This window comes from Pseudonocardia sp. Ae150A_Ps1 (assembly GCF_001932315.1).
Classification (GTDB): Bacteria; Actinomycetota; Actinomycetes; order Mycobacteriales; family Pseudonocardiaceae; genus Pseudonocardia.
Genome location: NZ_MCIJ01000001.1, coordinates 854,540 through 879,076, shown reverse-complemented (window position 1 = coordinate 879,076; position 24,537 = coordinate 854,540). Strand labels below are relative to the sequence as shown.

The 24,537-nt window shown below is 73.1% G+C and carries 25 protein-coding genes and 2 pseudogenes; 13 read left to right on the top strand and 14 right to left on the bottom strand.

What is annotated here, in order from left to right; all coding sequences use genetic code 11:
* Position 1: 1 nt before the first annotated feature.
* The 7 genes and pseudogenes from Ae150APs1_RS03730 to Ae150APs1_RS03700 form a co-directional block, all read right to left on the bottom strand.
* Positions 2 to 948: pseudogene (locus tag Ae150APs1_RS03730) on the bottom strand (PDR/VanB family oxidoreductase).
* Complete coding sequence (locus Ae150APs1_RS03725; RefSeq protein WP_075295810.1) at positions 945 to 1,982, bottom strand: phosphotriesterase; 1,038 nt, start codon at positions 1,980 to 1,982, stop codon at positions 945 to 947. The pseudogene Ae150APs1_RS03730 and the gene Ae150APs1_RS03725 overlap by 4 nt, the downstream one beginning before the upstream one ends.
* Positions 1,979 to 2,764, bottom strand: a complete 786-nt coding sequence (locus Ae150APs1_RS03720) for an aldolase/citrate lyase family protein (RefSeq protein WP_075295808.1) — start codon at positions 2,762 to 2,764, stop codon at positions 1,979 to 1,981. Before Ae150APs1_RS03720 ends, Ae150APs1_RS03725 begins: the two co-directional genes overlap by 4 nt.
* Positions 2,761 to 3,864, bottom strand: a complete 1,104-nt coding sequence (locus Ae150APs1_RS03715) for an amidohydrolase family protein (protein ID WP_075295806.1) — start codon at positions 3,862 to 3,864, stop codon at positions 2,761 to 2,763. Before Ae150APs1_RS03715 ends, Ae150APs1_RS03720 begins: the two co-directional genes overlap by 4 nt.
* A complete protein-coding gene (locus Ae150APs1_RS03710) occupies positions 3,861 to 4,361 on the bottom strand; it encodes a Rieske (2Fe-2S) protein (RefSeq protein ID WP_075295804.1) in 501 nt (166 codons plus the stop codon). Before Ae150APs1_RS03710 ends, Ae150APs1_RS03715 begins: the two co-directional genes overlap by 4 nt.
* Entirely contained in the window at positions 4,358 to 4,528 is a 171-nt protein-coding gene (locus Ae150APs1_RS32580) for an alpha-hydroxy-acid oxidizing protein (RefSeq protein WP_283160265.1), read from the bottom strand. Before Ae150APs1_RS32580 ends, Ae150APs1_RS03710 begins: the two co-directional genes overlap by 4 nt.
* Positions 4,529 to 5,735: 1,207 nt before the next feature.
* Positions 5,736 to 6,815, bottom strand: coding sequence for an amidohydrolase family protein (locus tag Ae150APs1_RS03700; protein WP_075295800.1), 1,080 nt, complete (start codon positions 6,813 to 6,815; stop codon positions 5,736 to 5,738).
* A gap of 13 nt (positions 6,816 to 6,828) precedes the next feature.
* Between Ae150APs1_RS03700 and Ae150APs1_RS31875 the strand changes: the two genes are divergently transcribed.
* A complete protein-coding gene (locus Ae150APs1_RS31875) occupies positions 6,829 to 7,065 on the top strand; it encodes a hypothetical protein (RefSeq protein ID WP_170918017.1) in 237 nt (78 codons plus the stop codon).
* A gap of 78 nt (positions 7,066 to 7,143) precedes the next feature.
* Entirely contained in the window at positions 7,144 to 8,172 is a 1,029-nt protein-coding gene (locus Ae150APs1_RS31870) for a hypothetical protein (protein ID WP_170918016.1), read from the top strand.
* A gap of 398 nt (positions 8,173 to 8,570) precedes the next feature.
* On the opposite strand, the gene Ae150APs1_RS03690 is transcribed toward Ae150APs1_RS31870, so the two are convergent.
* Positions 8,571 to 8,957 carry a nuclear transport factor 2 family protein gene (locus Ae150APs1_RS03690; RefSeq protein ID WP_075295798.1) on the bottom strand — a complete coding sequence of 129 codons (387 nt, stop codon included), beginning with the start codon at positions 8,955 to 8,957 and terminating at the stop codon, positions 8,571 to 8,573.
* A gap of 32 nt (positions 8,958 to 8,989) precedes the next feature.
* Entirely contained in the window at positions 8,990 to 9,613 is a 624-nt protein-coding gene (locus tag Ae150APs1_RS03685; protein WP_075295796.1) for a TetR/AcrR family transcriptional regulator, read from the bottom strand.
* Between the two features lie 158 nt (positions 9,614 to 9,771).
* Between Ae150APs1_RS03685 and Ae150APs1_RS03680 the strand changes: the two genes are divergently transcribed.
* The 5 genes and pseudogenes from Ae150APs1_RS03680 to Ae150APs1_RS03660 form a co-directional block, all read left to right on the top strand.
* Positions 9,772 to 10,566: an SDR family oxidoreductase gene (locus tag Ae150APs1_RS03680; RefSeq protein WP_075295794.1), complete on the top strand. Its 795-nt coding sequence runs from the start codon at positions 9,772 to 9,774 to the stop codon at positions 10,564 to 10,566.
* A complete protein-coding gene (locus Ae150APs1_RS03675) occupies positions 10,566 to 12,116 on the top strand; it encodes a long-chain fatty acid--CoA ligase (protein WP_075295792.1) in 1,551 nt (516 codons plus the stop codon). The genes Ae150APs1_RS03680 and Ae150APs1_RS03675 overlap by 1 nt, the downstream gene beginning before the upstream one ends.
* A 50-nt stretch (positions 12,117 to 12,166) precedes the next feature.
* Positions 12,167 to 13,159, top strand: a complete 993-nt coding sequence (locus Ae150APs1_RS03670; RefSeq protein WP_075295790.1) for an LLM class flavin-dependent oxidoreductase — start codon at positions 12,167 to 12,169, stop codon at positions 13,157 to 13,159.
* A 16-nt stretch (positions 13,160 to 13,175) separates the two neighbouring features.
* On the top strand, positions 13,176 to 14,027 hold the full coding sequence (locus Ae150APs1_RS03665) for a class I SAM-dependent methyltransferase (RefSeq protein WP_212567151.1): 852 nt from the start codon (positions 13,176 to 13,178) through the stop codon (positions 14,025 to 14,027).
* Between the two features lie 102 nt (positions 14,028 to 14,129).
* Positions 14,130 to 14,792, top strand: a pseudogene (locus Ae150APs1_RS03660) (DUF4389 domain-containing protein); the annotation flags it as partial.
* A gap of 366 nt (positions 14,793 to 15,158) precedes the next feature.
* On the opposite strand, the gene Ae150APs1_RS03655 reads toward Ae150APs1_RS03660, so the two are convergent.
* A complete protein-coding gene (locus tag Ae150APs1_RS03655; RefSeq protein ID WP_060575787.1) occupies positions 15,159 to 15,668 on the bottom strand; it encodes a hypothetical protein in 510 nt (169 codons plus the stop codon).
* 189 nt (positions 15,669 to 15,857) lie between these two features.
* On the opposite strand from Ae150APs1_RS03655, the gene Ae150APs1_RS03650 reads away from it, so the two are divergent.
* A complete protein-coding gene (locus tag Ae150APs1_RS03650; RefSeq protein ID WP_010231373.1) occupies positions 15,858 to 16,361 on the top strand; it encodes a universal stress protein in 504 nt (167 codons plus the stop codon).
* Positions 16,362 to 16,373: 12 nt separating this feature from the next.
* Here Ae150APs1_RS03650 and Ae150APs1_RS03645 read toward each other — a convergent pair whose 3' ends face one another.
* Both Ae150APs1_RS03645 and Ae150APs1_RS31865 read right to left on the bottom strand, forming a co-directional pair.
* On the bottom strand, positions 16,374 to 17,384 hold the full coding sequence (locus Ae150APs1_RS03645) for a nitroreductase (RefSeq protein WP_139316793.1): 1,011 nt from the start codon (positions 17,382 to 17,384) through the stop codon (positions 16,374 to 16,376).
* Between the two features lie 16 nt (positions 17,385 to 17,400).
* Complete coding sequence (locus Ae150APs1_RS31865) at positions 17,401 to 18,159, bottom strand: STAS/SEC14 domain-containing protein (protein ID WP_075295786.1); 759 nt, start codon at positions 18,157 to 18,159, stop codon at positions 17,401 to 17,403.
* Between the two features lie 247 nt (positions 18,160 to 18,406).
* On the opposite strand from Ae150APs1_RS31865, the gene Ae150APs1_RS31860 reads away from it, so the two are divergent.
* From Ae150APs1_RS31860 to Ae150APs1_RS34515, 3 genes are all read left to right on the top strand, one after another.
* Complete coding sequence (locus tag Ae150APs1_RS31860; RefSeq protein WP_075295784.1) at positions 18,407 to 18,979, top strand: hypothetical protein; 573 nt, start codon at positions 18,407 to 18,409, stop codon at positions 18,977 to 18,979.
* Between the two features lie 195 nt (positions 18,980 to 19,174).
* Positions 19,175 to 20,008 (top strand): FAD-dependent oxidoreductase, encoded by an 834-nt coding sequence (locus Ae150APs1_RS34520; protein WP_349289871.1) that lies wholly within the window; start codon positions 19,175 to 19,177, stop codon positions 20,006 to 20,008.
* 5 nt (positions 20,009 to 20,013) lie between these two features.
* Entirely contained in the window at positions 20,014 to 20,505 is a 492-nt protein-coding gene (locus Ae150APs1_RS34515) for a BBE domain-containing protein (protein ID WP_349289870.1), read from the top strand.
* A gap of 6 nt (positions 20,506 to 20,511) precedes the next feature.
* Here Ae150APs1_RS34515 and Ae150APs1_RS03625 read toward each other — a convergent pair whose 3' ends face one another.
* Both Ae150APs1_RS03625 and Ae150APs1_RS03620 read right to left on the bottom strand, forming a co-directional pair.
* On the bottom strand, positions 20,512 to 21,054 hold the full coding sequence (locus Ae150APs1_RS03625) for an ester cyclase (RefSeq protein ID WP_010231381.1): 543 nt from the start codon (positions 21,052 to 21,054) through the stop codon (positions 20,512 to 20,514).
* Between the two features lie 125 nt (positions 21,055 to 21,179).
* Entirely contained in the window at positions 21,180 to 21,509 is a 330-nt protein-coding gene (locus Ae150APs1_RS03620) for a DUF1330 domain-containing protein (RefSeq protein WP_075295782.1), read from the bottom strand.
* A gap of 179 nt (positions 21,510 to 21,688) precedes the next feature.
* Between Ae150APs1_RS03620 and Ae150APs1_RS03615 the strand changes: the two genes are divergently transcribed.
* The gene (locus Ae150APs1_RS03615) at positions 21,689 to 22,312 is read left to right on the top strand and encodes a TetR/AcrR family transcriptional regulator (protein ID WP_249266199.1); all 624 of its coding nucleotides are present in this window, start codon (positions 21,689 to 21,691) and stop codon (positions 22,310 to 22,312) included.
* A 207-nt stretch (positions 22,313 to 22,519) separates the two neighbouring features.
* Complete coding sequence (locus Ae150APs1_RS03610; protein ID WP_075295777.1) at positions 22,520 to 24,019, top strand: AMP-binding protein; 1,500 nt, start codon at positions 22,520 to 22,522, stop codon at positions 24,017 to 24,019.
* The last annotated feature ends 518 nt before the right edge of the window (positions 24,020 to 24,537 follow it).

The window sequence follows — 24,537 nt, the reverse complement described above, 5'->3', positions numbered from 1 at the left end:
GTCAGAGGTCCAGCACGAGCCGGGCCGAGCGGGAGCGGGAGCAGCACGGCATGATCACCTCGCCGGAGGCCTGTTCCTCCGCCGTGAGGTAGGAGTCGCGGTGGTCCGGTTCCCCCTCGAGGACGTAGGTCTCGCAGGTCCCGCAGGTCCCCTCCCGGCACGAGGTCGGCAGGTCCACCCCCGCGTCCTCGATCGCCTCGGCGAGGGTCTGGCCGGCCCCCACGGTGAGGGTGATGCCGGACGCGTCGAGCTCGACCTCGAACGCCGTGTTCCCGCCGTCGAGCGCCCCGTCCCTGGGCCGGAACCGTTCGAGGTGCAACGAACCGGCCGGCCAGGCGGCGCACCGCTGCTCGACGGCGTCGAGCAGGGCGCCCGGCCCGCAGCAGTAGATCGCGGTGCCGGCCGTGGGGGAGCCCAGCACGGTGTCCAGGTCGAGGACACCGTGGGACTCCTGTGGACCCGGTCCCCGTGGTGTGCGAGCTCCTCCCGGAACGCCATGGTGGGCTCGGCCCGCCCGCCGTAGAACAGGCGCCACGGCTTTCCCGCCACCTCGCACGCCCTGACCATCGGCAGGATCGGGGTGATGCCGATCCCGCCCGCGACGAACAGGTACCGGTCGGCGTCGACCGGGGAGAAGTTGTTCCGCGGTCCCCGGCAGACCACTTCGTCGCCGACCGCCAGCCGCTCGTGGACGTGGGCCGAGCCGCCCCGGCTCTCCGGCTCCCGGAGAACCCCGAGCCGCCAGCGGGTCAGGTCGGCCGGGTCCCCGCAGAGCGAGTACTGCCGTTCGAGGCCCGGGCCGAGGACGAGATCGACGTGCGCACCCGCCTCCCAGGCGGGCAGCTTGTCCCCGGCAGCGGGCGCGAGGTGCAGCGAGACGATCCCGTCGGCCTCCGGCTTAATCGCGGTGACGGTCGCGGTGACCTCGGTCGGCTGCTCGACCGTCACGAGACCCCCGCGCCGAGCGCCGTCGCGGCGACCGCCTGCGCGGCCGCGGTGTCGCCGGTGAGCACCTGGACGGGATTGACGACCATCATCTGCGTGATCTGGTCCTCGGTGACCCCACGCCTGCGCAGCTCCGGCAGCACGTGGTCGGAGATGCGGTGGTGGTGCCAGTTCGGCGTGTGCTCCGCGCGCCAGGACGGCGGTGTGTTGATCGAGAAGAACCCGGCGTCGTGCGAGATCGTGATCTTCTCCGCGTACCCCTGTCCCAGCAGCGTCACGAGCGTGTCGATGCGGCTCGCGTCGTCGAGCACGAACTCCATGCCGAAGCGGTCCATGCCGATGAAGGAACCGTTGTCCATGAGCTCCTTGAGGTAGTCCAGGTCCGTGGAGTCGCCGCTGTGGCCGATGACCGTGCGTTCGAGGTCAACACCGTTGGCGGCGAACCACTTCTGCTGGTCGCGGCCGTTGGCGTGGGCGACATTGGTGTGCGTGGAGATCGGGACCCCGGTCTCGGCCTGGGCGCGGGCGGCGGTCCGGTAGACCCGGTCGAGGTCCGGCGTGATCCCGTGCTCGTCGGTGACGATCTTGATGATCCCGGCACGGACGCCGTCGGTGCGCGGAATGCCGGTCGTGATGTCCTGGGTGAACATCGTCTCCAGCACGTCCGGCCCGCCGAGGGTCCTCCCGACGAGCCCGTCCGGCGCGTGGGTGTGGAAGTAGGTCGGCAGGTCCTTGGCCGTGTAGTAGCCGGTGGCCACGACGATGTTGAGCGGCACCCCCTCGGCGAGCCGCTGGACGGTCGGGATGTCGCGGCCCAGACCCAGCACGGTGAGGTCGACGAAGGTGTCGATGCCCTTGTCCTCGTGCAGCGAGGTCAGGCTCGTCCGGGCGCGCTCGACGATAGCGGCCTCGTCGTACTCCGGGTGCTCGATGTTCTGCTCGAGCTCGGGATTGCGGGCCATGATGTGCTCGTGCATCAGGGTGGTGCCGATCCGCGTGGCGTCGATCGGGCCCCGCAGGGTGTTCACGGTGCTCATGAGTCTCCTTCGATCAGTGCGTCGCGGGCGTCGCGCGCGGCACCCAGACCCGCCTTGAGGAAGCCGACGTCGGAGCCGGCGGTGACCATGCGGAAGCCGCGGCGGGACTCGGTGACCGGGTCGCCGGTGATCCCGGCGGCGATCCCGGCCGCGGCACAGGCCGAGACGATCCCGGCGACGGCGGCCCGGTGCGGCTCCTCGCGCGGCCCGGTGACCGGGTCGAGGCCGAGGCTCACCGCGAGGTCACCGGGCCCGAGGTACACCCCGTGCACGCCGGGGACCGTGGTGATCTCCTTGGCGTTCGCCACGCCCACCGCGGTCTCGATCATGACCAGGCACAGGACCTGCCCGTTGACGGTCGCGGGGTCCGGGCCCAGGCCGTAGGCCGAGCGGGTCGGGCCCCAGCTGCGCACCCCCGTCGGTGGGTAGTGCACGGCCGCCGCGGCCCGGCGGGCCTCCTCCGCCGACTCGATGCCGGGCACGATCACGCCCTCGGCGCCGGCGTCGAGCGCCCGCCCGACGAGCACGGGGTCGTTCGCGGCGACCCGGACCAGCGCGGTGGTGCCCGTCCGGGCGGTGGCGCGCAGCATGTCGACGGGCGTGGCCAGCCCGCCGACGCTGTGCTGCTGGTCGAGGTAGAGGTAGTCGAACCCGGCCACGGCCAGGGTCTCCGCGACGTGCGGGTCGCCGGTGTGGCAGGCCAGCCCGACGGCGGTGCCGCCCGCCTCCAGGATCCCGCGGAGGCGGTTGGGGTGGGCCTCGGTGGTGACGGCGTAGCTCATCCGAGCGCCCTGTCCAGCCGGTACCAGTGCCTCGCCGAGGCGTGCATCACCTGGGGCCGCATGGACTCCGGCATGAGGTCCAGCACCCGGGAGAGATCGTCGGTGTGCAGGTGCGGGTAGTCCGTGGCGAACAGCAGGAGGTCCTCGGACCCCAGCCACTCGATGATCTTCCGGGCGTGCTCGTCCGGGCCGAGGTCGGCCGGGGCGATGGAGAACCGGAAGTGGTCCCGGATGATCTCGGTGGGCAGCCGGTCGACCCACGGTATCTCCCGGTGCAGGCCCTTCCACTTCTTGTTGATGCTCCAGCTCCAGGTGGGCACCCACCCGAAACCGCTCTCCAGCATGGTGACCCGCATGCCGGGGAACTTCTGGAAGATCCCCTCGTAGATCATGCTGGTCATCTGCGCGCCGTAGACCTGGATCTCCGCCGCGTACTCCTCGGCGTACCAGGAGGCGTACCCGGTCGGGGACGGTGCGTCCTCGGAGGTGCCGCCCCAGCTCAGCCCCATGACCAGGTCGTGCCGGGTCATCGCCTCGTAGACCGGCCAGAACGCCCGCTGTCCGTAGAGCCGTTCCGAGCGCACTGGCATGGTGACCTGCACGATCCGCGGGTGCCCACCGACGCGCTCGATCTCGGCGGCGGCCGCGGCGGGATCGCGGGCGGGGACCACCATGGAACCGACCAGCCGCGGGTCGCGGTCGAGCCACTCGGCGATCAGCCAGTCGTTGACGGCGCGGGCCAGCGCCGCCGCCCAGTCGGGGTGCCGGAGCGAGTCGACGCCGTAGGCGGTGTTGACGAGCGCGACCTCGGTCCGCCATGGGTCGAGGACGTGGTCCTGCAGATCCGCCAGCCGGGACGCGGGCGGGCGGTCCTCGGGCCGCCACTCGTCCCGTGCCGTGGTCGGGGCGTTCGGCGGGTAGGCGAGAGCCTGCCCGTTGGGGCCCCGCCACCCGCGTTCCCGCGCGCCCTGCACCCACACCGGGTCGGTGTAGGGGAAGAGCGCCTCGAGCGAGGGCGGGGTGGCGTGCACGTCGCAGTCGATCACCGGGCCGGACCACACGGCGTCGCGCGTGGTGCCCTGCAGCAGAGGGGCGGTCATGAGGTTCCTCCTCGTGCGGGGCGCAGCGACAGCACGACGTAGTCGGACTCGACCGCCACATCGACGGTCTCGACGGTGTAGGGGCCGGGGATACGGCCCATCTCGCCCTGGTCGAGGGCGGCCCGGACCTCGGCCGCGCCCTCGAGGGCGACGCCGAACGCGCGTGCCCGCAGCGCCGGGTTCCAGGCGGACCGGCCGGTCTCGACGTCGAACTCCCAGTTGTGGAAGGGGCAGGTCACGAACGTCCGGCCCTCGTCGAGGCGGACGTCGCCGGGGACGCTCGACTCGATCTGGTTGACGACCCCGCCCTCGCACAGCGGCGCCCCCAGATGGGGGCAGCGGTTGAGCATCGCGTAGTAGCGGCCGCCGATGTTGAACACACCGATCTCGCGGCCACCGGCCTCGACGATCCGGCGCTCTCCCGGCGGGATCTCGTCGACCCGGCCGACGACGAACCGGGTCGTGCGGCCCGGGCGCCGCGTGGGTGAGGTCGTCACGGGACCTCCACCTCCTTCATGGGACGGCCGGGAACCGTGTGCGGGTCCAGCCAGGTCGGGTCGAGGTCGGCGACGCTGCGGCAGCCCATCAGCCGCATGGTCCGGACCATCTCGCTGCGCAGGATCTCCAGCACCTGCTCGACGCCTGCGGTGCCGGCGGCGGCCAGNNTCATGGGACGGCCGGGAACCGTGTGCGGGTCCAGCCAGGTCGGGTCGAGGTCGGCGACGCTGCGGCAGCCCATCAGCCGCATGGTCCGGACCATCTCGCTGCGCAGGATCTCCAGCACCTGCTCGACGCCTGCGGTGCCGGCGGCGGCCAGGCCCCAGGCGGGCAGCCGGCCGGCGAGCACCGCGCGGGCCCCCAGCGACAGCGCCTTGAGCACGTCGCTGCCGCGGCGGATCCCGCTGTCCAGCAGCACCTCCGTCTGGTCACCGACGGCGTCGACGATCCGCGGCAGGGCGCCGAGGGTGGCGGGCGATCCGTGGAGCTGGCGCCCTCCGTGGTTGGAGACGATCACCGCGTCCGCACCCGCCGCGACGGCACGGCGGGCGTCGTCGGGGGTGATGACGCCCTTGACCACGAGCGGCCCGTTCCAGTGCGCGCGCAGCCAGTCGACGTCGGTCCAGGTGGGGGAGTGCGAGCCCGCGCCACCCTTGGTCATCTCGGTGAGCACCATCGGCTTGCCGTCGACCGTCACCTCGGCGGTGTTCGGGATCTCGAACGGCAGCCCGTCGGCGAGGTACCGGGCCAGCCACGCCGGCTTCGGCAGCAGCTGGGGCGCGAGCTTGACCGCGTTGCGGGCGTTGACCCGCATCGAGTAGCTGAACCCGTTCTTGTAGTCGCGCGGGCGGAAGCCCGCCACCGCGGTGTCGACCGTGGCGACGAGTGCGGTGTAGCCCGCCGACTGCGCCCGGCCGACCAGGTTCTCCATCGTGGCCTGCGACGAGAAGCGGTAGAGCTGGAACCACTGCGGACCAGCGACGGCGGCGATCTCCTCCAGCGTGTACCCGGCGGCGGAGCTGGCGACGTGGATCGTGCCCGCCCGCGCGGCGCCCGTCGCCAGCCCGATGTCGCCGTCCGGGTGCACCAGGCGCATCCCCCCGCACGGGGCGGTCAGCACGGGAAGGTCCACCGGGGTGCCGAGCACCGTCGTGGAGAGGCCGGGCTCGTCGACCCAGGTGGCCATCCGCGGGGCGAACGCCACGTCCTGGAAAGCCCGGGCGTTGCGCCGCAGCGTCACCTCGCCCTCGGAGCCGCCGTCGACGTACTCCCGGATGCCTCGGGGCAGGGCCCGCGCCGCAGCGCGCCGGGGGTCGGTGTGGTCGAGGAGCCGGGCGGCCCTCCGGCGGCGGGATCTCTCGACGATCGCCATGTCAGGCACCCACCGCCGGGACACCGTGCCCCGGCCGCAGCGGGATCCCGTACAGAGCGCTCGCGTTCGTGCCGAGGATCCGGCGGCGCCGCTCCAGCGGGAACGACTGCGGCACGGACTCGTAGGGTGAGTCGAAGTCCCAGTGCGGATAGTCGGAGGAGAACATCAGCCGGTCCGCGAAGCCGGACTCCTCGAACATCGTGTAGACGTCGGGCGTCCACGCCGGGTCCTCCGGTTCCTCGACGGGCTGGGTGGAGAACCAGAAGTGCTCGCGCAGGTAGTCCGACGGTCTGCGGGTCAGGTGCGGGAGCTCGTCGCGCAGCTTGTCGAAGGTCGCGTCGAGGCGCCAGGAGAACGGCACGACCCAGTCCCAGCCCAGCTCGAGCAGTGCGATCTTCAGCCTCGGGAAGCGTTCGAAGACACCCTCGAAGACCAGGCTGGACACCATCGAGATCGGCAGCACCGCGAACGCGGCGTGCATCTCGGCGTAGAAGTTCTGGCGGCCGGATCCGGTCGGCTGGCGTCCCATCCCCGGGACGTGGAAGCCCAGCGGGATGTCGTACTGCTCGCACGCCTCGAAGATCGGCCAGTAGCGCTGCTTGCCGAGCGGGTCCTGCCCGGCGGGGGACATCAGGACCTGGACGTAGGAGTCGCCGTGCGGGCCCTCCTTGCAGCGCACGATCTCGTCGGCGGCACCGGCGAGGTCGCGCGGCAGGGTGATGCTGGCCTTGAACCGGTCATCGGCGCCGGCCCAGGTGTGGGCCAGCGCGTCGTTGTAGGCGCGATAGATCGCGACGGCGCACTCGTGGGGCATGTTCGCCCCGCCGTGGGTGATGATGTAGGTCTGCGGGCAGGTCAGCACGACGGCGGACATGTCGTACCGGTCGACGACCTGCTCCACGGCCAGGTGCGGATCGACGCCGACCCGCCCGTGCTCGTCCACCGCGTCGAGGCGGTGGGTGAACTCGCGCTGCGAGGGGGACACCCCACCGCCGAAACTGCCCGTGCCGTAGCGGGCGATGTAGTCGCGCCAGCGCTGCGGCAGGTGCTCGGCGACCTGTGGGTCGGTCGGCAGCGGCATCGGGTGGAAGTCGGTGTCGATGATGCCGAGCTTCTCCTCGACGGGCGCGTCGGCCGGACGGGCGGGTCGGCGCGGTTACCGGAGCGTGCTGCGGCTGGTCTCGGCGGCGAAGAACACGGCGATCACCGTCAGCAGGCAGGTCGCGCCGATGAACAGGGAGATGCCGGTGGTGCCGCCGCCCGAGGCGGCGAGCAGCGAGGCACAGATCAGCGGGGTGAAGCCGCCGCCGATGGTGCCCGCGATCTGGTAGCCGAGTGAGGCCCCGGTGTACCGCTGTGGTCGGGAACAGCTCGCCGAGCCAGGCGCCGAGTGGGCTGTAGACGATGGCGTGGGCGAACGCGGCGAGGGAGATCCCGAGGTACATCGCGCCGGTGCCGCCGCCGTCCATGAGGGCGAACATGACCGGGATGCTGAGCGCCTGCAGGACCGCGCCGACACCGACGACGACGCGCCGGCCCCACAGGTCGGACAGGTACGCGAACACCGGCTGGAACACGAGGCCGATCGCCGCCGCCACGAGGACGGCGTTGAGGATGTCCGCGCGCGGGAAGCCCTCCGTGATGCCGTAGCTGACGATCCAGGTGCCGTAGAGCGCGCTCGCCGCGAACGCACCGAGGACGAGCGCGACGGACAGGAGCAGGTTCTTCGGGTGGCGGAGCACCTCGACGAGCGGCACCTGCGGCTTCTCGGCGGTGGCCAGATCCGCCTGCTCGCGGGCCTGGGTGAACACCGGGCTCTCCTCGACCCCGAGCTTGATCCACAGACCGATCAGGACGAGCACGGCCGAGAGCAGGAACGGGATGCGCCAGCCCCACTCGAGGAACGCGTCGCCGGTCAGCGCGGCCGCCGCCGCGAAGACCCCGTTGGCCAGCAGGATCCCGCCGTAGAGCCCCATCTGTGCGACCGAGCTGGACAGGCCGCGGCGCTTCGGTGCGTGCTCCATGGACATGAGCACGGCCCCGCCCCACTCGCCGCCGGCCGACACGCCCTGGACCAGGCGCATCAGCACCAGGATCAGCGGCGCCCAGATGCCGATCGTCGCGTAGGTGGGCAGCAGTCCCACGACGGTCGTCGCCACGCCCATCAGCACGATGGACAGCACGAGCATCCCCTTGCGGCCGACCCGGTCGCCGAAGTGGCCCCAGACGATCCCGCCGAGGGGCCGGGCGATGAAGCCTGCGGCCAGGGTGGCGAACGCGGCGAGGGTGCCGGCCGTGGAGCTGAACTCGGGGAAGTACAGCTGCCCGAACACGGCGGCCGAGGCGATGCCGAAGAGGTAGAAGTCGTACCACTCGATGACCGATCCGACGAAGCTCGACAGGAGCACCCGGTTCCGCATCCGGCGGTTCGGCTGTGATGAGGGATCCCCGCCGGGGACGCCGTCGGCGCTCCGGGCAGCGATCTGCGAGTCGGTCACCCTTGACCTCCGTGGTGGAAGACGATCATCGCCAGATGATCGTATATTCTGATGCTGAAGAATATACGTTTGCATGCCGACTGCTGTCCAGACGCGGATCCCGCAGGGGCCGGGGACGCGTGTGTGCGTCATCGTCGGAGCCGTGACGGACGGCCCGGGTCCTGCCGGTCCTGGCCGGTCGGATGGGCCGCTGCGGACGGCAGAAGTGCTCGACGACGGCGACGGGGCTGGTCCCGGCCACCGGCGTCCCGGGTGCGGCGTGGCGCCGCCCGGATCACGTCATGTTCGCGAGCGGGGTGCCGGTCCGGTCCGGCCGCCCCGTGCGGATCGCCTTCTGACTACCCGTCGTCGTCCCGGCGTGCGGCGGTGACCTGCGACAGCACGCACTCCCACCGGCCGGCACGCCGGACGAAGACGTCGGTGGTCCACTCGTCGGCGTGGTGCTCCCGGCCCTCGACGAGCGCGGTGTTGAGGACCCGGGCCGTCACGTACCCGAGGTCTCCGTGCACCCGGACGCGTTCGCTGCGCGGAACCGGCTTCATGAGGCTGTGGCGCAGCCGGCCGGTGGCGACGAGGGACAGGAAGTTCTCGCGGGTGCCCACGCCGTCGTGGTCGACGAGCACCCAGTCCGGCGCCATGAACGCCGCGATGGCGTCCGCGTCGTTCCGGGCGATCGCGCGGTGCCAGGCGTGGGTGAGGTCGAGCAGCGTCGTGGTGTCGTCCACGCCGGGGATGCTCCCACCGGCGGCGCGCCCCGTCAGGCCGCGTCGGCCCGGGGTGTGCGGAGGGTGAGCGGCATGAGGTCGTGCACCTCGGCCCGGAGCACGTCGAGCGCCTCCTGCTCGTGCCCGGCGAGGTAGCCCAGCACGGCCTGCTGGAACACGCCGTCGAACATCCCGTACGCGGTGTGCGGGGTGAGCGCGGTGCGGGAGCCGGCCAGCTCGGCGTAGCGGGTCACGACCCGCCAGACCATGTCCTCGAGCGTCCGGTCGATCTGCTGGACGGCCTCCCGCAGGCCCTCCTCGAACATGCTCTGGGAACGCAGGTCGTACCAGAGGCGGTGCATGGGTGCCTCGTCGACGATCGTCTGGCGCAGCGTGTCGGCGAACGCGGCGACCAGGCCGTCGGCGGTGGTCGAGCCGGCGACCGCGCCGTCGTAGCGGGTCACGCAGACGGCTTTGTACTGCCGGACGCAGTACACGATCAGGTCCAGCTTGTCGCCGAAGTAGTAGTGCACGACGCCGTGGCTGAAGGGGGAGTTGTTCGCGATCTCCCGCAGCGACGACCGGGCGAAACCCAGCTCGCCGAGCGTGCGCAGCGCCGAGTCCGCGAGCGCCCTGCGGCGTGCGTCGTGCTTGTCGATCGGATTGGCCCGCGCCATGCCACCGCCCCTCGTCCCCGGTCGTCCGGATCGCCACCCTAACCGATCCTCGTGACGGATGGTCACCAAAATCTGGACGACTGGTCAGCGATATCTTGACAGTCGGTCAGAGTTTCCACGAGGGTGTGGCTCCCATCACCGCCGATGAAGGAGTGCCAGTGACTCAGATCGACCTGACCGGACGCACCGTGCTCGTGACCGGGGGCGCGCAGGGCCTCGGTGAGGGGATGGCCCGCGCACTGGCCGACTCCGGGGCCTCGGTCGTCGTCGCCGACATCCAGGACGATCTCGCGACCAAGCTCGCCGAGTCGCTCGGCGAGCGCCACGGTTCCGTGCACCTGGACGTCACCGACGATGGCTCGTGGTCCACCGCGGTCGCCTCCACCGTGGACCGGTTCGGCGGGCTGGACGTGGTCGTCAACAACGCCGGTCTCGAGGTCACCCAGCTCCTGGTCGACACCGACCCCGGCGACGTGCGGGCCATGCTCGAGGTCAACCTCCTCGGCACGATGCTGGGGATCAAGCACGCGTTCCGCGCGATGCGCCCGGGCGGTGCGGCCGGGCAGGGCGGCTCGGTGGTCAACATCGCCTCGGTCGCCGCGACCATCGCCTTCCCCTCGATCGGCGGGTACTCGGCCACGAAGTCGGGGATCGACCGGCTCACCCGGGTCGCGGCCATGGAGTCGGGCAAGCTCGGCTACGGGGTCCGGGTCAACTGCGTCTACCCGGGGCTCGTGCCGACGGCCATGGGCCAGAAGCTCGCCGTCGAGACCGCCGGGCTCGGGCTGTTCGAGAGCCCGGAGGCCGCCGTCGGCGCCGTCGTCGAGCTCACGCCGTCGGGCCGGCTCGGCGAGGTCACCGACATCGCCGACGCGGTCGCGTTCCTGGCGTCGGACGCGTCCCGCTTCGTCAACGGCGCCGGCCTGCCCGTCGACGGCGGCATGGGCATGTGATGCGCCTCGTCGACCATCTCGACAAGGGGGCGTCCCTGGATTCGGGTGCGCCCTGCCTGGTCTGCGACGGCGAGGTCGCGACCTACGGCGACGTGCGGGAGCTGGGCGACCGGGTCGCCGCCGCACTCGTCGGGCACGGTGTCGAGCCGGGGGACACGGTCGCGATCCTCTCGGCGAACGACCCGACGTCGTTCACCTGCGTGTTCGGGATCAGCCGCGCCGGTGCCGTGTGGTGCCCGATCAACCCGCGCAACGAGGCGGGCGAGAACCGCGAGCTCCTCGAGCTCTTCGAGTGCTCGGTCCTGATCTTCCAGTCGTCGTTCGCGCCGCTCGTGGACGCGATCCGCGGTGACCTGCCGCGGCTGCGGACCCTCGTCTGCCTCGACGCCGATCCGGAGTGGGCCACCGGCTGGGCGGAGTTCCTGGCCGCGGGGGCCGACGCCGGGCCGGTCGACCGGCAGTGCCCGGACGACGTCGCGATGGTCGTCGGCACGGGCGGCACCACCGGCCGTCCCAAGGGGGTGGTGCTCACCGGGACGACCATCGAGACGATGACGGCGATCACGCTCATGAGCTACCCGTGGCCGCCGGACGGCGGGCGGCCCACCTACCTGGCGCTGGCACCGCTCACCCACGCTGCGGGCGTGCTGTGCTTCCCGGTGCTGTGCCGCGGCGGCTCGATCGTCGTCATGCGCGCCCCCGACGTGGGCGGCTTCCTCGACCACGTCGAACGGCACCGGGTGACGCACACGTTCCTGCCGCCGACGCTGATCTACATGGTCCTCGACCACCCGTCGCTCGACGGGCGGGACCTGTCGTCGTTGCAGTGCTTCTGGTACGGCGCCGCGCCGATGTCGGTGACCCGGCTGGAGGAGGCCCTCTCCCGGATCGGCCCGGTGATGGCGCAGCTCTTCGGCCAGACCGAGGCCCCGATGATGATCTCCACGATGGCGCCGGAGGACCACTTCGGGCCGGACGGGACGGTCGCCCGTGAGCGGCTGTCCTCGGCGGGACGGCCGTCCCCGCTGGTCACCGTCGGGATCATGGCCGACGACGGCCGGCTGCTCGCCCGGGGCGAACGGGGCGAGATCGTCGTCCGCGGTTCGCTCGTCATGCGTGGCTACCTCCGGAACGAGAAGGCCACCGCGGAGGTCTCGGCGCACGGCTGGCACCACACCGGCGACATCGGCTACCTCGACGACGACGGCTTCCTGTTCATCGTCGACCGGGCGAAGGACATGGTCATCACCGGTGGGTTCAACGTCTACTCCTCCGAGGTGGAGCAGGTGCTGATGGCCCATCCCGCCGTCGCCGACTGCGCCGTCATCGGCCTTCCCGACGACAAGTGGGGCGAGCGGCTCACCGCCGTCCTCCAGATCCGGCCCGGCAGCACGCTGGACCCGGCGGAGCTGACGTCGTTCGTGAAGACCCGCATCGGCAGCGTGAAGACGCCGAAACAGATCGAGGTCTGGGAGGACCTGCCCCGGTCGAAGATCGGGAAGGTGCTCAAGGCCGACATCAGGAAGACGTTCCTGGACGTCGCGACCTGATCCCGCACCACCCCGGAACATCACCCCCGAACGGCGAGGAGGCCGTCTGCATGAAGCTCGCTCTCTATCTTCCCAACTTCCGCGACAAGGTGACGGTCACGGAGCTGGAGGACCTGACCGCCCTCGCCGAGGACCTGGACTTCGACTCCGTCTGGACGCTCGACCGCATCGTCGTGCCGGAGGCGTCGGACCGCGGGGAGCTGCAGTACTCGTTCGGCATGATCCCCGAGATGCCCAAGGGGCTCCCGGTGTCCTCGCGCGGCGAGTGGCTGCAGGGCATGCCGCTCATCCCGTGGCTCGCGGCGAAGACGTCGACGGTGCGGATCGGGATGAGCATCATCGACACCCCGTTCCGGTCCCCGGGTGTCCTGGCGGCCGAGATGGCCACCATCGACCACCTGTCGGGCGGACGGCTGAACGTCGGCGTCGGTGCCGGGTGGATGCCCGAGGAGTTCGCGGCCTCCAGCGCGTCGCACATCTTCCCGAAGCGCAACAAGCACGTGCGCGAGACGATCGAGATCATGCAGGGCGTCTGGGGCGACGACGTCTTCGAGTACCACGGCGAGTTCGCCGACTTCGACCGTTGCGGGTTCGGGGCGAAGCCGCTGCAGAAGCCCGGCCCGCCGATCTTCTTCAGCGGCCTGAAGGACCCGCGGCGCGCGGCCACGCGGATCAGCAGGTACGGCCTCGCGGGCTGGATCGGGATCCAGGACTCCCCGGAGGACATCACCCGCTGGCGGACCGAGATCGCTCGCGAGCTCGGCGAGATCGGCAGCGAGCGCACGGTCGACGACCTCGAGATCAGCAGCATGCTGTGGACCGTCATCACCGACACCGACGTCGACCAGTCTCCCGGCGGTAAGCTCACCAACCTCCTCGTCGGGTCCGCACGGCAGATCACGGACCGGCTCAAGGCCTACAAGGAGGCCGGGATGACGATGCCGATGTTCTGGCCGCCGTTCGCGGACGTGCCGGTCGCGAAGACGCTCGACGACCTCAAGCGGATCAAGGAGGAGATCATGCCCGAGGTCGAGGCCGCCTAGCAGGCAGGACGACACCGTGAGCACCGGTCCCGGCCCCCACCCGCGTACGCAGGACGACGCGGTGTGGGTGGAGGCCATGACCGAGGCCTACGCGCGGTGCCTGGAGGGGCCGGTGTTCGCACCGTTCGCGGCCGAGCTGGCCCGGCGGGTGGCGGAGCACCGGCCCTCCCGCGTGCTGGAGGTCGCCGCCGGCACCGGCGTTCTCACCCGGGCCCTGCTCGACGCCCTGCCCGGCGTCGAGGTGCTGGCGACCGACCTGAACCCGGCGATGGTCGCCCACGGCCGCCGGCACGAGCCCCGCGCGCGCTGGGTGGCCGCGGCGGCCGACCGGCTGCCCGCCGCCGACGGCACGGTCGACGTGGTGTGCTGCGGGTTCGGGGTGATGTTCTTCCCGGACCGCGTGGCCGCGCACGCCGAGTCCCTGCGGGTGCTGGCCCCCGGTGGCCGCACGGTGCTGAGCACGTGGGACACGATCGACACCCACACCTGGGCGAGCGCGCTGGTCGCGGGCCTCCAGGGGGTGTTCGGGCCGGAGGTCCCGTCGTTCCTGACGACGGTCCCGCACGGCTACCACGATCCCGCCCGGATCCGGGCCGACCTGCAGGACGCCCGCGGGCCGGCCGGGGACCGCCCCCGCCGGTTCGACGGGATCCGGATCGACCGCGTCGTCCTGGACGGGCACGCCCGCTCGGCCGCCGTCGTCGCCGAGGGCTTCTGCACCGGCACCCCGCTGCGCGCCCGGATCGCCGGCCGCGCCGACCCGGCGACCACCGTGCGGACCGTCGCCGCGGCGATGACCCGCATCCTCGGCCCCGGCCCGGTCACCGCGCCGATGGCCGCCCACCTCGTCGAGGCCACGAGCACCTGACGGCGGCAGGGCCGACCGGCCCGCCGCGCCCGTGACCTCCGGCCCCCGGAACGGGACGGTCGTCACTGGTCCCGGTTCCGCGGACGGGCGAACCGTCTGTGCATGACGAACTCGACGGATCCGGCCACCTCGGACCCGGGGTCACCGGTGCGCCTGCAGGCCCGGCTCGATCCCGTCCTGTCGCGGTGGCTCTGGCTGGTGAAATGGCTGCTGCTGGTCCCGCACATCGTGGTGCTCGCGGTGCTCGGGGCGGCGGTGTGGGTGCTGACGATCGCGGCGTTCCTCGCGATCCTGGTGACCGGCCGCTACCCGCGCGTGCTGTTCGGGTTCAACCTCGGCGTGATCCGGTGGTGGTGGCGGGTGGCCTGGTACGGCTACGGCGGCCTCGGCACGGACCGCTACCCGCGGTTCGCCCTCGACGACTCCCCGGACGACCCGGCCCGGCTCGACGTCGCCTACCCCGGCTCCCTGTCCCGCGGGCTGGTGCTGGTCAAGTGGTGGCTGCTCGCGCTGCCACACTACGCGGTGCTGGCGTTCCTGGTGGGCGCAGGCGGGACCGGCCTGGCCCGGGCCGGGGGTGGGCTGCTGTCGCTGCTCGTGCTGTTCGTCGCGGTGCTGCTGCTGTTCACCGGGGGCTACCCTGCAGGACTGTTCGGCCTGGTCACCGGCATCGACCGGTGGGTGCTGCGGGTGGTCGCCTACGCCGGTCTGATGACCGACGCCTACCCTCCCCCGATGCGGATGGACCAGGGCGGGACGGATCCCGCGGGCCCGCTGCCCGGCCCGGGCACCACGGCCCGCGCCGCCGCACCCGCGGCGACCGAGGCTGCCGCGGGCTCGACGGCCCTGCGCACCCGGCCCGGGACGACGACCGTCGCGCCGGCGGCCGTGGTCCAGCCTCCCCCGACGGGCCGGTCGGTCCTGCTCGGGATCGGGGCGTGGCTGGTGCTGCTGGGCGCCGGGCTCGGCATCGGCGGCGGCACCGGGGCCACCGGTCTCGCCGCCGTGGTGGCGGCGGTCGTCGCCGGGTCCGTGGTGCTGCTCGTGGGCGTGGCACTGATCGTCGTCGGCGCGCGCCCGCTGCCCGACGGCGACCAGCGGTGAGCCCCGGCGGCGTGGCCCGGCCCGCCGTCAGGGCGTGCCGGTCGTCGTCGGGGCGGGGACGAGGGTGCGCGCCCACGCCCGGGCCCGGTCAGGCTCGCCGGGACGCAGCGGGCCGTTGCCGGTGACCACGAACGACTCCGGCGGTGCCGCCGGCCGGTACCCGCGGTGGCGGAGCGCGCGGTGCGCCGACCGTGCGGCGGACCCGGGGATCCACGGCGAGACCCGCGTGTCGGCGCAGGCGAACCGGGCGTCGCCCGGGGACGCGGGCGGCAACCGGTCGATCCACTCGCGGATGCCGTCGGCGCCGGACCCGCCCGCGCCCTGCCGCACGGCGTCGGCGCGGGTGGAGGGCCGGCTCATCCCGAGCGCGTGCGTGGGGCCGAGCACGACCAGCAGGTCGCCCGGGCGCAGCGGGGTGCCGGGGGAGGGCGGGTCGACGACGACGTCGCAGCCCCGCCCGCGCAGGCCGTCGGCCACCGCGTCGGCGACGGTCCGGGTGTTGCCGAACAGGGACTCGACCACGATCTGCGCGTGCACGGGATGCTCCTCCCGGAGTCGGGACGGGCCCCGACGGTCGCCCCCGCCCGTCGCCGTTCCCAGTCGCGAAGGCCCTGTCGCCCGCGGGGCGATGGTCCCCACCGGGGCGGGTGGGAGTGCCGGTCACAGGACACGGCCGGAGAGCGCAGCCTGCGGACACCCCCTGCACCGACCCACCGAGGAGACACCATGGACGCCACCGGACGGACCGGCCCGCGCCCCGACGAGATCGTCGTCGGCGTCGACGGGTCACCGACCTCCCGCACCGCCCTGACCTGGGCGCTCGCCGAGGCTGCACGGAGCAGGAGGTGGGTGCGCGCGGTGCGGGTCTGGGACCCGACGGCGCTGTTCGCCCCGCCCGCCCCGGTCGTCGAGATGCGGTCGACCGTCCGCCACGAGGAGCAGCTCGCGCTGGAGGCCGACCTCGCGGCGGTGCTACCGCGTGCCGGGATCCGGGTGGAGGGCGAGCTGCGGGAGGAACCCGTCGTCGACGGGCTCGTGGCCGCGTCCGCCGGAGCGGCAATGCTGGTACTCGGCAGCCACGGGCACGGGCCGGTCAGCCGGATGCTGCTCGGCTCGGTGAGCGCCGCGTGCTCCCGGCGGGCGCGGTGCCCGGTCGTGATCGTCCCCGCCCGGGCGGAGACCCCGGCCGACGCCGACGTCACCGCTGCGGGCCCGGCCGCCGAGGTGTGAGGCCGGGCCCGGTCACACGGGGGGCAGTGGCTCCGAGTCCTCGGTGAGGACGTCCTCGACCGGCCGCCGGGGCGTGGGCGGGCTCGCGGTGGCCACACCCAGCCGGATCGCCGCCTGGATCCGGCGGGGCCGCCCCAGCAGGCGGTGCACGTCGGTGCGGACCGGCTCGACGTCGATCAGCTCGGACAGGAACGCCGCGGACAGGCCGTGCGCGGCCGCGGCGAGCAGCACGGACTGCAGGCCCTCACCGGCGCGGACCTCCTCGGCGGGCCCGTCGGCGTGGGTGCTGACGAACCCGAGCAGCGGCGACGACGGTGACAGGCCCTGCCCGTCGGCCGGCCGCGCGCCACCGGGCAGCCACACCGCCGACGGGGACACCGCCGGACCGCCGAGATCGGCTGCCACCCCGTCGTGCCGGTCGTCGGCCCACGACGTCCAGCGGGCCACCTCCGCCCGGAACGCGGGATCGTCCATCCGGGTCCGGTAGGCCCGCCGGGCCATCGCCCCGAGCCGGTCGGCGACCTCGGGGGCGGCGACGAGATCGAGCCAGACCCCCGCGTCGATCGCGGCCCGCCGCAGTGCGAGCCGGGCCTCGGGCGTGACCCCGCCCGGGCCGAAGTCGGTGCGCTGGGTCCGCCGGACGCCGATCGCGTCGAGCATCGCCTGCTCGGGCACGGTGGCCGGGCGTCCGCTCCCGCGGCGCACGGTGGCCATCAGCCACGGATCGGTCCGGTCCGGGTGGAGGGTCACGAACGGCCGGTGCCCGAGCCCGATCAACGCGAGCCGCAGCGTGCGCACCGCCGCCCCGCACGCGAGCCGCTGCTCGCGGCCGTCGGGATCGGCGACCCGCAACCACCGCTCGGGGTCGCGGAGCACGTCGATCGTCCCGGAGCGCAGCCGGAACCGCCACGGCTGCGTGTTGTGCACCGACGGCGCGCGGGTCGCCGCGCCCAGCACGGCGAGGATCTCCGCCCGGTCCAGCCGCAGACCGGTCACGTGGGTGCCCAGCGGCACGTCGTCCACCTCCCGGCCGGTCACCTCAGTGGTCGACCGCGGCCGGGCGGTCCGCGCCCGCCCAGGCGATCGCGGCCTCGACGTCGGCGTGCCGGAAGTGCCGGACGCCGGGGTGCAGCACGGTCCCGGCGACGGCCGGGGCGAGGGTGGGCAGGATCCCGTCGAGGGCGAGCGCGACCCGCCGCACCCGGCGGTGTTCCTGCATCACGAACTCGGCGTGCCGGACCAGGCCGCTCAGGTTCTCCCACCCCGGGAACGACGACGCGACGAGCACCAGCCCGGCCAGTTCGCCGTGCGCGGCGTACCAGGAGTCGACCTCCTGCCGGAGCCGGTCGAAGTCGGCGGCCCGCAACGCCCGGTCCACCCGGACGACGGCGACACCGTCGTCGGGCCGCAGCTCCACCGAGAACCCGGCGGCCGGGAGCCCCTCGAGCCAGGCGACCGCACGGTCCTGCTGCGACTCCGGGAACACGGCCAGCGAGTACGGCGTCAGCACGGCCGCGACCCGGCAGGCGACGCGGACCGCCTCCCGGTCGCTGACGACGGCGCACCCGTCGAACAGCGGGAGTGCACGCAGGCCCAGTGTGACGTCCTCCCACATCGCGTCGGGCGTGATGCCGTCGAACGCGTCGTCGAGGACCACCAGCACGCGCAGCCGGCGGCCCGCGGCCGCTGCGGAGTCCAGCAGCGGGACGACCGCGGCCTCGTAGTCGGCGCGGGAGATGGTGCCCGACGCACGGACGCCGTCGACGCCCTCCGGCAGACCGTCGATCCTGGTGATCATCGGATGGTCCCCTCCCACGTTGCGTGCCCTGACGGCGCCCGACGATCCCACCCGGTGCGCGCTCCGCGACAGGCGCGAACGACCCGTCGTGCCCGGGACCCAGGTCACCCGTCCTCGCTGGTCCGGTCGTCCCCGTGCCGTCCGGCCCGGTGCGGACGGGACCCCCGGCCCCTTGCATCCGTGCGTCCGGCCCTGTCCGGCCGCGGCGCCGGTGCCCACGATCGGCGGGGTCGATCGGAGGCCGGTCATGGGCCACAACACTGGCGGTACCGACGCGCCGTCCCGGCTCCGGCGGCGCACCGAACGCATCGAGGACGGTCTGTCGGTGTTCCTCGGCGTCCTGGCCGCCCTCGCCGCGGTGCTGTGCCTGACGCTCGCGTCCACGGTCCACACCGACGCCGTCGGGCGGGCGCGGGCCGAGGCCGCCGACCGCAGCCCGACGGCCGCGGTGCTGGTCACCGGCACCGTCACCGTCGGGCGCGAGGCCCCGGCCCTCCACCACCCGGCGACCGTGCGCTGGACCGGCCACGACGGGGAGATCCACACCGGACACACCGTCGTCCCGGTGACCGGCCCCGCCGGGTCCGCGGTCGAGGTGTGGACCACCGCCGACGACCGGCTGGTGCCGCCGCCGCCCGCCGCGGCCGACATCTGGGTCGCCACCCTCGCCGTCGGCACGATCGCGGCGGTCCTCGCCGGAGGCGCGTTGTGGCTGCTCGCCGCACTCCTGTTCCGGTGGACGGCGCGGTGCTACGCCCGCGCCTGGGCCCAGGACTGGGCCCGCGTGGAACCCCACTGGACCGGACGCTCCCGCCCCTGACCCTGACCCTGATCCGACGTGATCACGGATCGGGAAGCCACACGGACATCCGTGACCGCCTCGCCTCCCGATCCGTGATCACCGGTCGGCCGGGATTTCACCAGTCCGGTCGATGGGCGCCGGAGCGGGGTGCTGGACCATGGCCGGGCCCGCCCCGGCCTGTCGAGCGCCGGACGGCGGGTCCGTGGAAGAACCATGACCCGGACAGCCGACGCCCACGAGGCACTCCGCACCGCGCTGGACGGTCGCGTCGTCACCGCCGAGGACGGGGACTACGACGACGTCCGGCGGGTCTGGAACGCCGACATCGACCGCAGGCCCGCGGTGATCGCGCAGTGCGTGTCGACGGGGGACGTCGTCGCCGCCGTCGCGTACGCGCAGGCGGTGGAGCTGGAGATCTCGATCCGCTCCGGGGCGCACAACGTCGCGGGCCGGTGCACCGGCGACGACGGCCTCATGATCGACCTCAGCCGGATGCGCGGTGTCGTGGTCGACCCGGAGGCCCGGCGCGCCCGGGTGCGGGCGGGCGCCCTGCTCGCCGACGTCGACGCCGCCACCCAGGCGTACGGGCTCGCGGTCCCGCTCGGGGCGATCAGCCACACGGGCGTCGCCGGCCTGACGCTGGGCGGCGGGATGGGCTGGCTGAGCCGGCAGGCGGGCCTGACGATCGACAACCTCGAGTCCGCCGAGGTCGTCGTCGCCGACGGGCGGGTGCTGCGGGCCTCCGCCGACGAGAACCCGGACCTGTTCTGGGCCGTCCGGGGCGGGGGCGGCAACGTCGGTGTCGTCACGGAGTTCGAGTTCCGCCTCCACGAGGCCGGTCCGATGGTCGAGTTCGGGTTCTTCTTCTGGGAGGTCGAGCGGGGCGTCGAGGCGCTGCGGCTGATGCGCGACGTCGTCGGGGCGCTGCCGCGCTCGCTCAACGCGTTCATCGCGTTCACGAACGCGCCGCCCGCGCCGTTCGTCCCCGAGGAGCAGCACCACCGGCCCGGCTCCGGGCCGGGCTCCCACCGCTGTTCGACTTCGTGACGCCCATGCCCTACACCGACCTGCAGCAGCTGCTCGACGAGGCGACCGCCTGGGGCTTCCACTGCTATGAGAAGAGCATCGAGATCGACGACTTCACCGAGCCGGTCATCGAGGTCCTGACCGAACGCCTCCCGCAGAAGGTCTCGCCGCTCACGACCCTGATCGTCTACCGGCTCGACGAGGCCTACCTGGAGACCGGCGAGGACGACACCGCCTTCGGCGGGAGGCGGGTCCCGCGGTACGAGCTGTTCATCTTCCCCATCTGCACGGACGCGGTGCAGCTCGCGAGCGACCGGGCGTGGGCCCGCGGGATCTGGGAGGACCTGCGCCCACTCGGGCGCAGCGTCGGCGGGTACGTCAACTCGATGACCGAGGTGGACGACGAGCGCGTCCTGGCCGCCTACGGGCGGGAGAAGCTCGACCGGCTCGCCCGGATCAAGGCCGAGTACGACCCGGGCAACGTCTTCCACCGCAACGTCAACATCAAGCCGGTCTGAGCGTCGTCACGACGGGGCGGCGTCCCGGCGCGCGCGGCGGGACGCCAGGACCGTCCGCAGCACGTACCACGGTGACGGCGGGTTCCAGCCGAGCTGCGCGGCCTGGCCCAGGTCGTCCCGGTTGGCCCAGTGCTCGACGACCATGCCGTCGGCGAAGCGGAGCCAGTGGGTCTGGGTGGCGGCGAACCGCCGCCCGGTCGGTGGGAAGGCGTGCAGGGGCCGGGCGTCGTCGTCGAACACGACGAAGGTGCCGGTCTGCCGGCCGGACATGGTGGTGTGCAGGACGACGAGATCCCCGTCCGCCACGACGTCGTGGATCTCCCAGGCCAGCTCGCCGTAGGCCGCGCGCAGCCACTGCGCGGTCGCGTGGAAGGCGGCCGGGCCGCGCCCCCGCGCCGCCGCCGGCTCGCGGTCGGCCTCGCGGTTGAGCGCCTCCGGGTGCACGACGGCCTCGAAGTCGGCGGGCGTGCCGTCGGCCATGATCCGGATGGCGCGCGCGGCCAGTTCCTTCCGGTCGAGGGCGGTGCCTGCGGGGTCGGTGTCGGTCACGGGTGCCTCCGCGTGTCCGGGACGGGTGTCCGAGCGTCGGGCCGGGACCGCTCCCCGGCCAACCCCAGAATTGGCGACCCTGCGGGACAGGTCCCGGCACGGGGCCGTCCGCCGGCCCGTCCAGGTCACCGGTCCGTCGGTGTCATCCCCTCCACACCGACCATGTGGGCCGTGCTCGTCTCGTCGCGGATCGTCCTGATGCCCTCGTACGCGTCGCCGTAGTAGAACGACTCCCACGCCGTCTTCGAGGGGAACTCCAGCAGCACCAGCCGAGCCGGGGCCCACTCGCCCTCGTAGCGGGTCTGGGCGCCGCCCCGGACGAGGTAGCGACCGCCGGCCTCCTCCAGCGCGGGCCGCACCCGCTCCATGTACGTGGCGTAGCGGGACACGTCGTGGATGTCGACGTCGACGATGACGTAGTACGGGCCGTCGCCGCCGGGTGGTTCGGTGGACATGGGCGCCTCCGGGCCTGCCGACGGCGGGAGGCCCGGCACCGGCCGGGGGCCCCACCAGGGTCGCCGGAACTCGGTGCCCTGCCCCGGTCCGTTACGGCTCCGGCACGCGTCGCGGCGGCCCGATCGGTGAACGACTGATAACATCCGCCCGTGACCCGCTCAGGTGTGAGGTAGCCGTGGTGCAGCGCACCCGCGATCCCGCGCGCAAGCAGAAGATCCTTCGTGCTGCCGCCGAGCTGCTCGCCCACAACGGTTTCCACGCCGTCTCCATGGCGGACATCGGCGCGCGCGCGGGCATCACCGGTTCCGCGATCTACCGCCACTTCGACAGCAAGTCCGCGATACTGGTGGCGCTCTTCGAGCGGATCATCGACGACCTGCTCGAGGACGGCCGCCGCAGTGTGGAGGGCGCGACCGACCTGGAGCACGCGCTCGAGGACCTCATCGCGGGCCAGGTCGACTTCGCGGTGGGCAAGCGGGTCCTGGCGCAGGTGTACCACAACGAGATCCAGAACCTCCCGGCCGACGACCAGGTCCGGCTGCGCCGCAAGCAGCGCCTCTACATCGAGGAGTGGGTGCACCTGCTCGGCGAGCTCGCCCCGGGCCGCGACGAGAACGTGGTCCGCACGCTCGCGCACACCGCGATCGGCGCGATCCAGTCCGTGCTGTTCCACCAGGTCCTGCTGCCCGAGGCCGCCCTCCGCGGCCTCCTGCGCGACGCGGCCCACGCGATCCTGCGGCTGGAGTCGCCGGACGGGTCGGGCACCGGCACCCGGCCGGCGACGGCGTCGGCCGGCCGCTGAGGGGTTCGCGACCGGGGCCGGCACGCCGCTCGGGCGGACACGCGCGTCCGTCTTAGTGAATGGCTATTGACAACCGCGGCGCGCCTGTGACTTGATGCACACGGTCCCGAGGGTGTGGCCGGCCGATCCGTCCACGACCCGGGCCCGGGGCGGGGCACCGTGCGCCGCCGGCCACACATGCGGTCAGGTCGGAAGGAACGAGCCGAGTTGAACATCGCCACCCTGCTGCGCCGCTCCGCGGCGGACCGGCCGGACGCCGTCGCACTGCGCCTGGACGACGTCGAGATCGACTACGCGGGGTTCGCCGAGCAGGGCGCCCGCTTCGCGGCGCACCTGCGGGCGTCCGGCGTACGGCCCGGCGACCGCGTCGGCTTCTTCCTGCCGAACTGCCTCGAGTACCTGGTCGGGTTGCTCGGCACCTGGCAGGCCGGGGCGGTCGGCGTCCCGCTGAACCACATGTTCCCGGACGACCCGCTGCGGTACGCGATCGAGGACTCCGGGGTGACGGTCCTCGTCCTGACCGCCGACGACCGGGACCGCGTCGGCGCCCTGCTCGACGGCGGCGGCCCCGAGCTCCTCACCACCGGCCCGGACGGCGGGTTCGCCGCCGCCGTCGCCGCGCACGAGCCGATGGGCACCGTCGTACCGCGGCTGGACCGCGACGACGCCTGCCTGATGTACACCTCCGGCTCCACCGGGAAACCCAAGGGCGTGCGGCAGACCCACCGCAACATCGCCGCCGAGGTCGACGGTGCGATCGACTTCTACGAGCTGACCGCGGACGACCACGTCCTCAACTGCATGCCGCTCTTCCACGTCGGGGGCCTGCAGCTGGCGAGCCTGCCGATCCTCGTCCGCGGCGGTCAGATCACCTTCATGCCGCGGTGGGACGTCGTCCGCTGGATCGAGCTGGCGCAGCGGCTGCGGCCCACCTACGGCGGCCTCATCTCCACGATGATGATCGACGTCGGCAACCGGACGGTGAAGGACCCGGTCGTGCTCGACTCGTTCCGGATCTGCATGTTCGGTGGCTCGCGGACGCCGTCGGCGGCGATCGCGCGCCTGGAGGCGGGCACCGGCATCGTCGGCGTCGAGATCTACGGGCAGACCGAGCAGAACGGGCTCGTCGTCTCCTACCGGGCCGGTGACACCCGCCGGCCGGACTCGATGGGCCGTCCGCTGGAGCAGATCGTCGACCCCCGTCTCGTGCCCGTCGACGGCGGTCCCGACCTGCACCCCGGCGACGACGGCGTCGGCGAGCTGTGGGTGCGCGGCGACGCCGTCACCCCCGGGTACTGGAACATCGACGCACCCGAGAAGTGGTCGGACGGCTGGTTCCGGACCGGTGACCTCGTGTCGACCGACGCCGACGGCTACCTCTACTACGTCGACCGGATCGACGACATGATCGTCTCCGGCGGGGAGAACGTCTTCCCGCAGATGGTCGAGGAACACCTCGCCGCGCGCCCCGACCTCGCCGAGGTCGCCGTGATCGGTACGGCGCACGAGCGGTGGGTCGAGCAGGTGACCGCGGTCGTCGTACCGAACCGGGACGGGGTGACCGCCGAGGCCGTCGCGGACTGGTGCGCGACGAACCCGAACCTGCGGGGGATGCACAAGCCCCGCCGCATCGAGGTCGTGGAGGCGCTGCCACGGACCGGCAGCGGCAAGCTGAACCGCCCGGACCTGCGCAGGATGTTTCCCTGAGCGGTCCCGACACCGCAGCCGCACACCTCGCGACGCGGCCCAACCCCGTGAGACAGCCGCGCTCCTCCTGAGGCAGCGGCACACGTCGTGAGGCAGCCGCCCTCTTCGTGAGGCAGCGGCGCGCTTCGTGAGGCAGCCGCACTCCTTGTGAGGCAGCAGCCGCCTTGTGGTGCAGCCGCACGCCTTCGAACCTGTGCGGATCGCCATCAACCTGTGCGGCCACGGCGTGGCGGGCGCGGCGGCGCGGGGCGCGGCGCGGCGGGCGGTGCGGGGCGCTGGGGTGCAGCCGCACGCCTCGTGGCGCAGCCGCGCACCGTATGGCGCAGCCGCACGAGTCTGGACCTGTGCGGGGTGCCCTCAGCCTGTGCGGGTGCCGGGCGCTGCGGGGCGGCACGGGACTGGGGCCGCGCGCCGCGTGGCGCGATCGCACACCGTGTGGCGATCGCACACCGCGTGGTGCAGCCGCACACCGTGTGGCGCGGCCGCACACTGTGTGATGCAGGCGCGGAGTCTGTGAG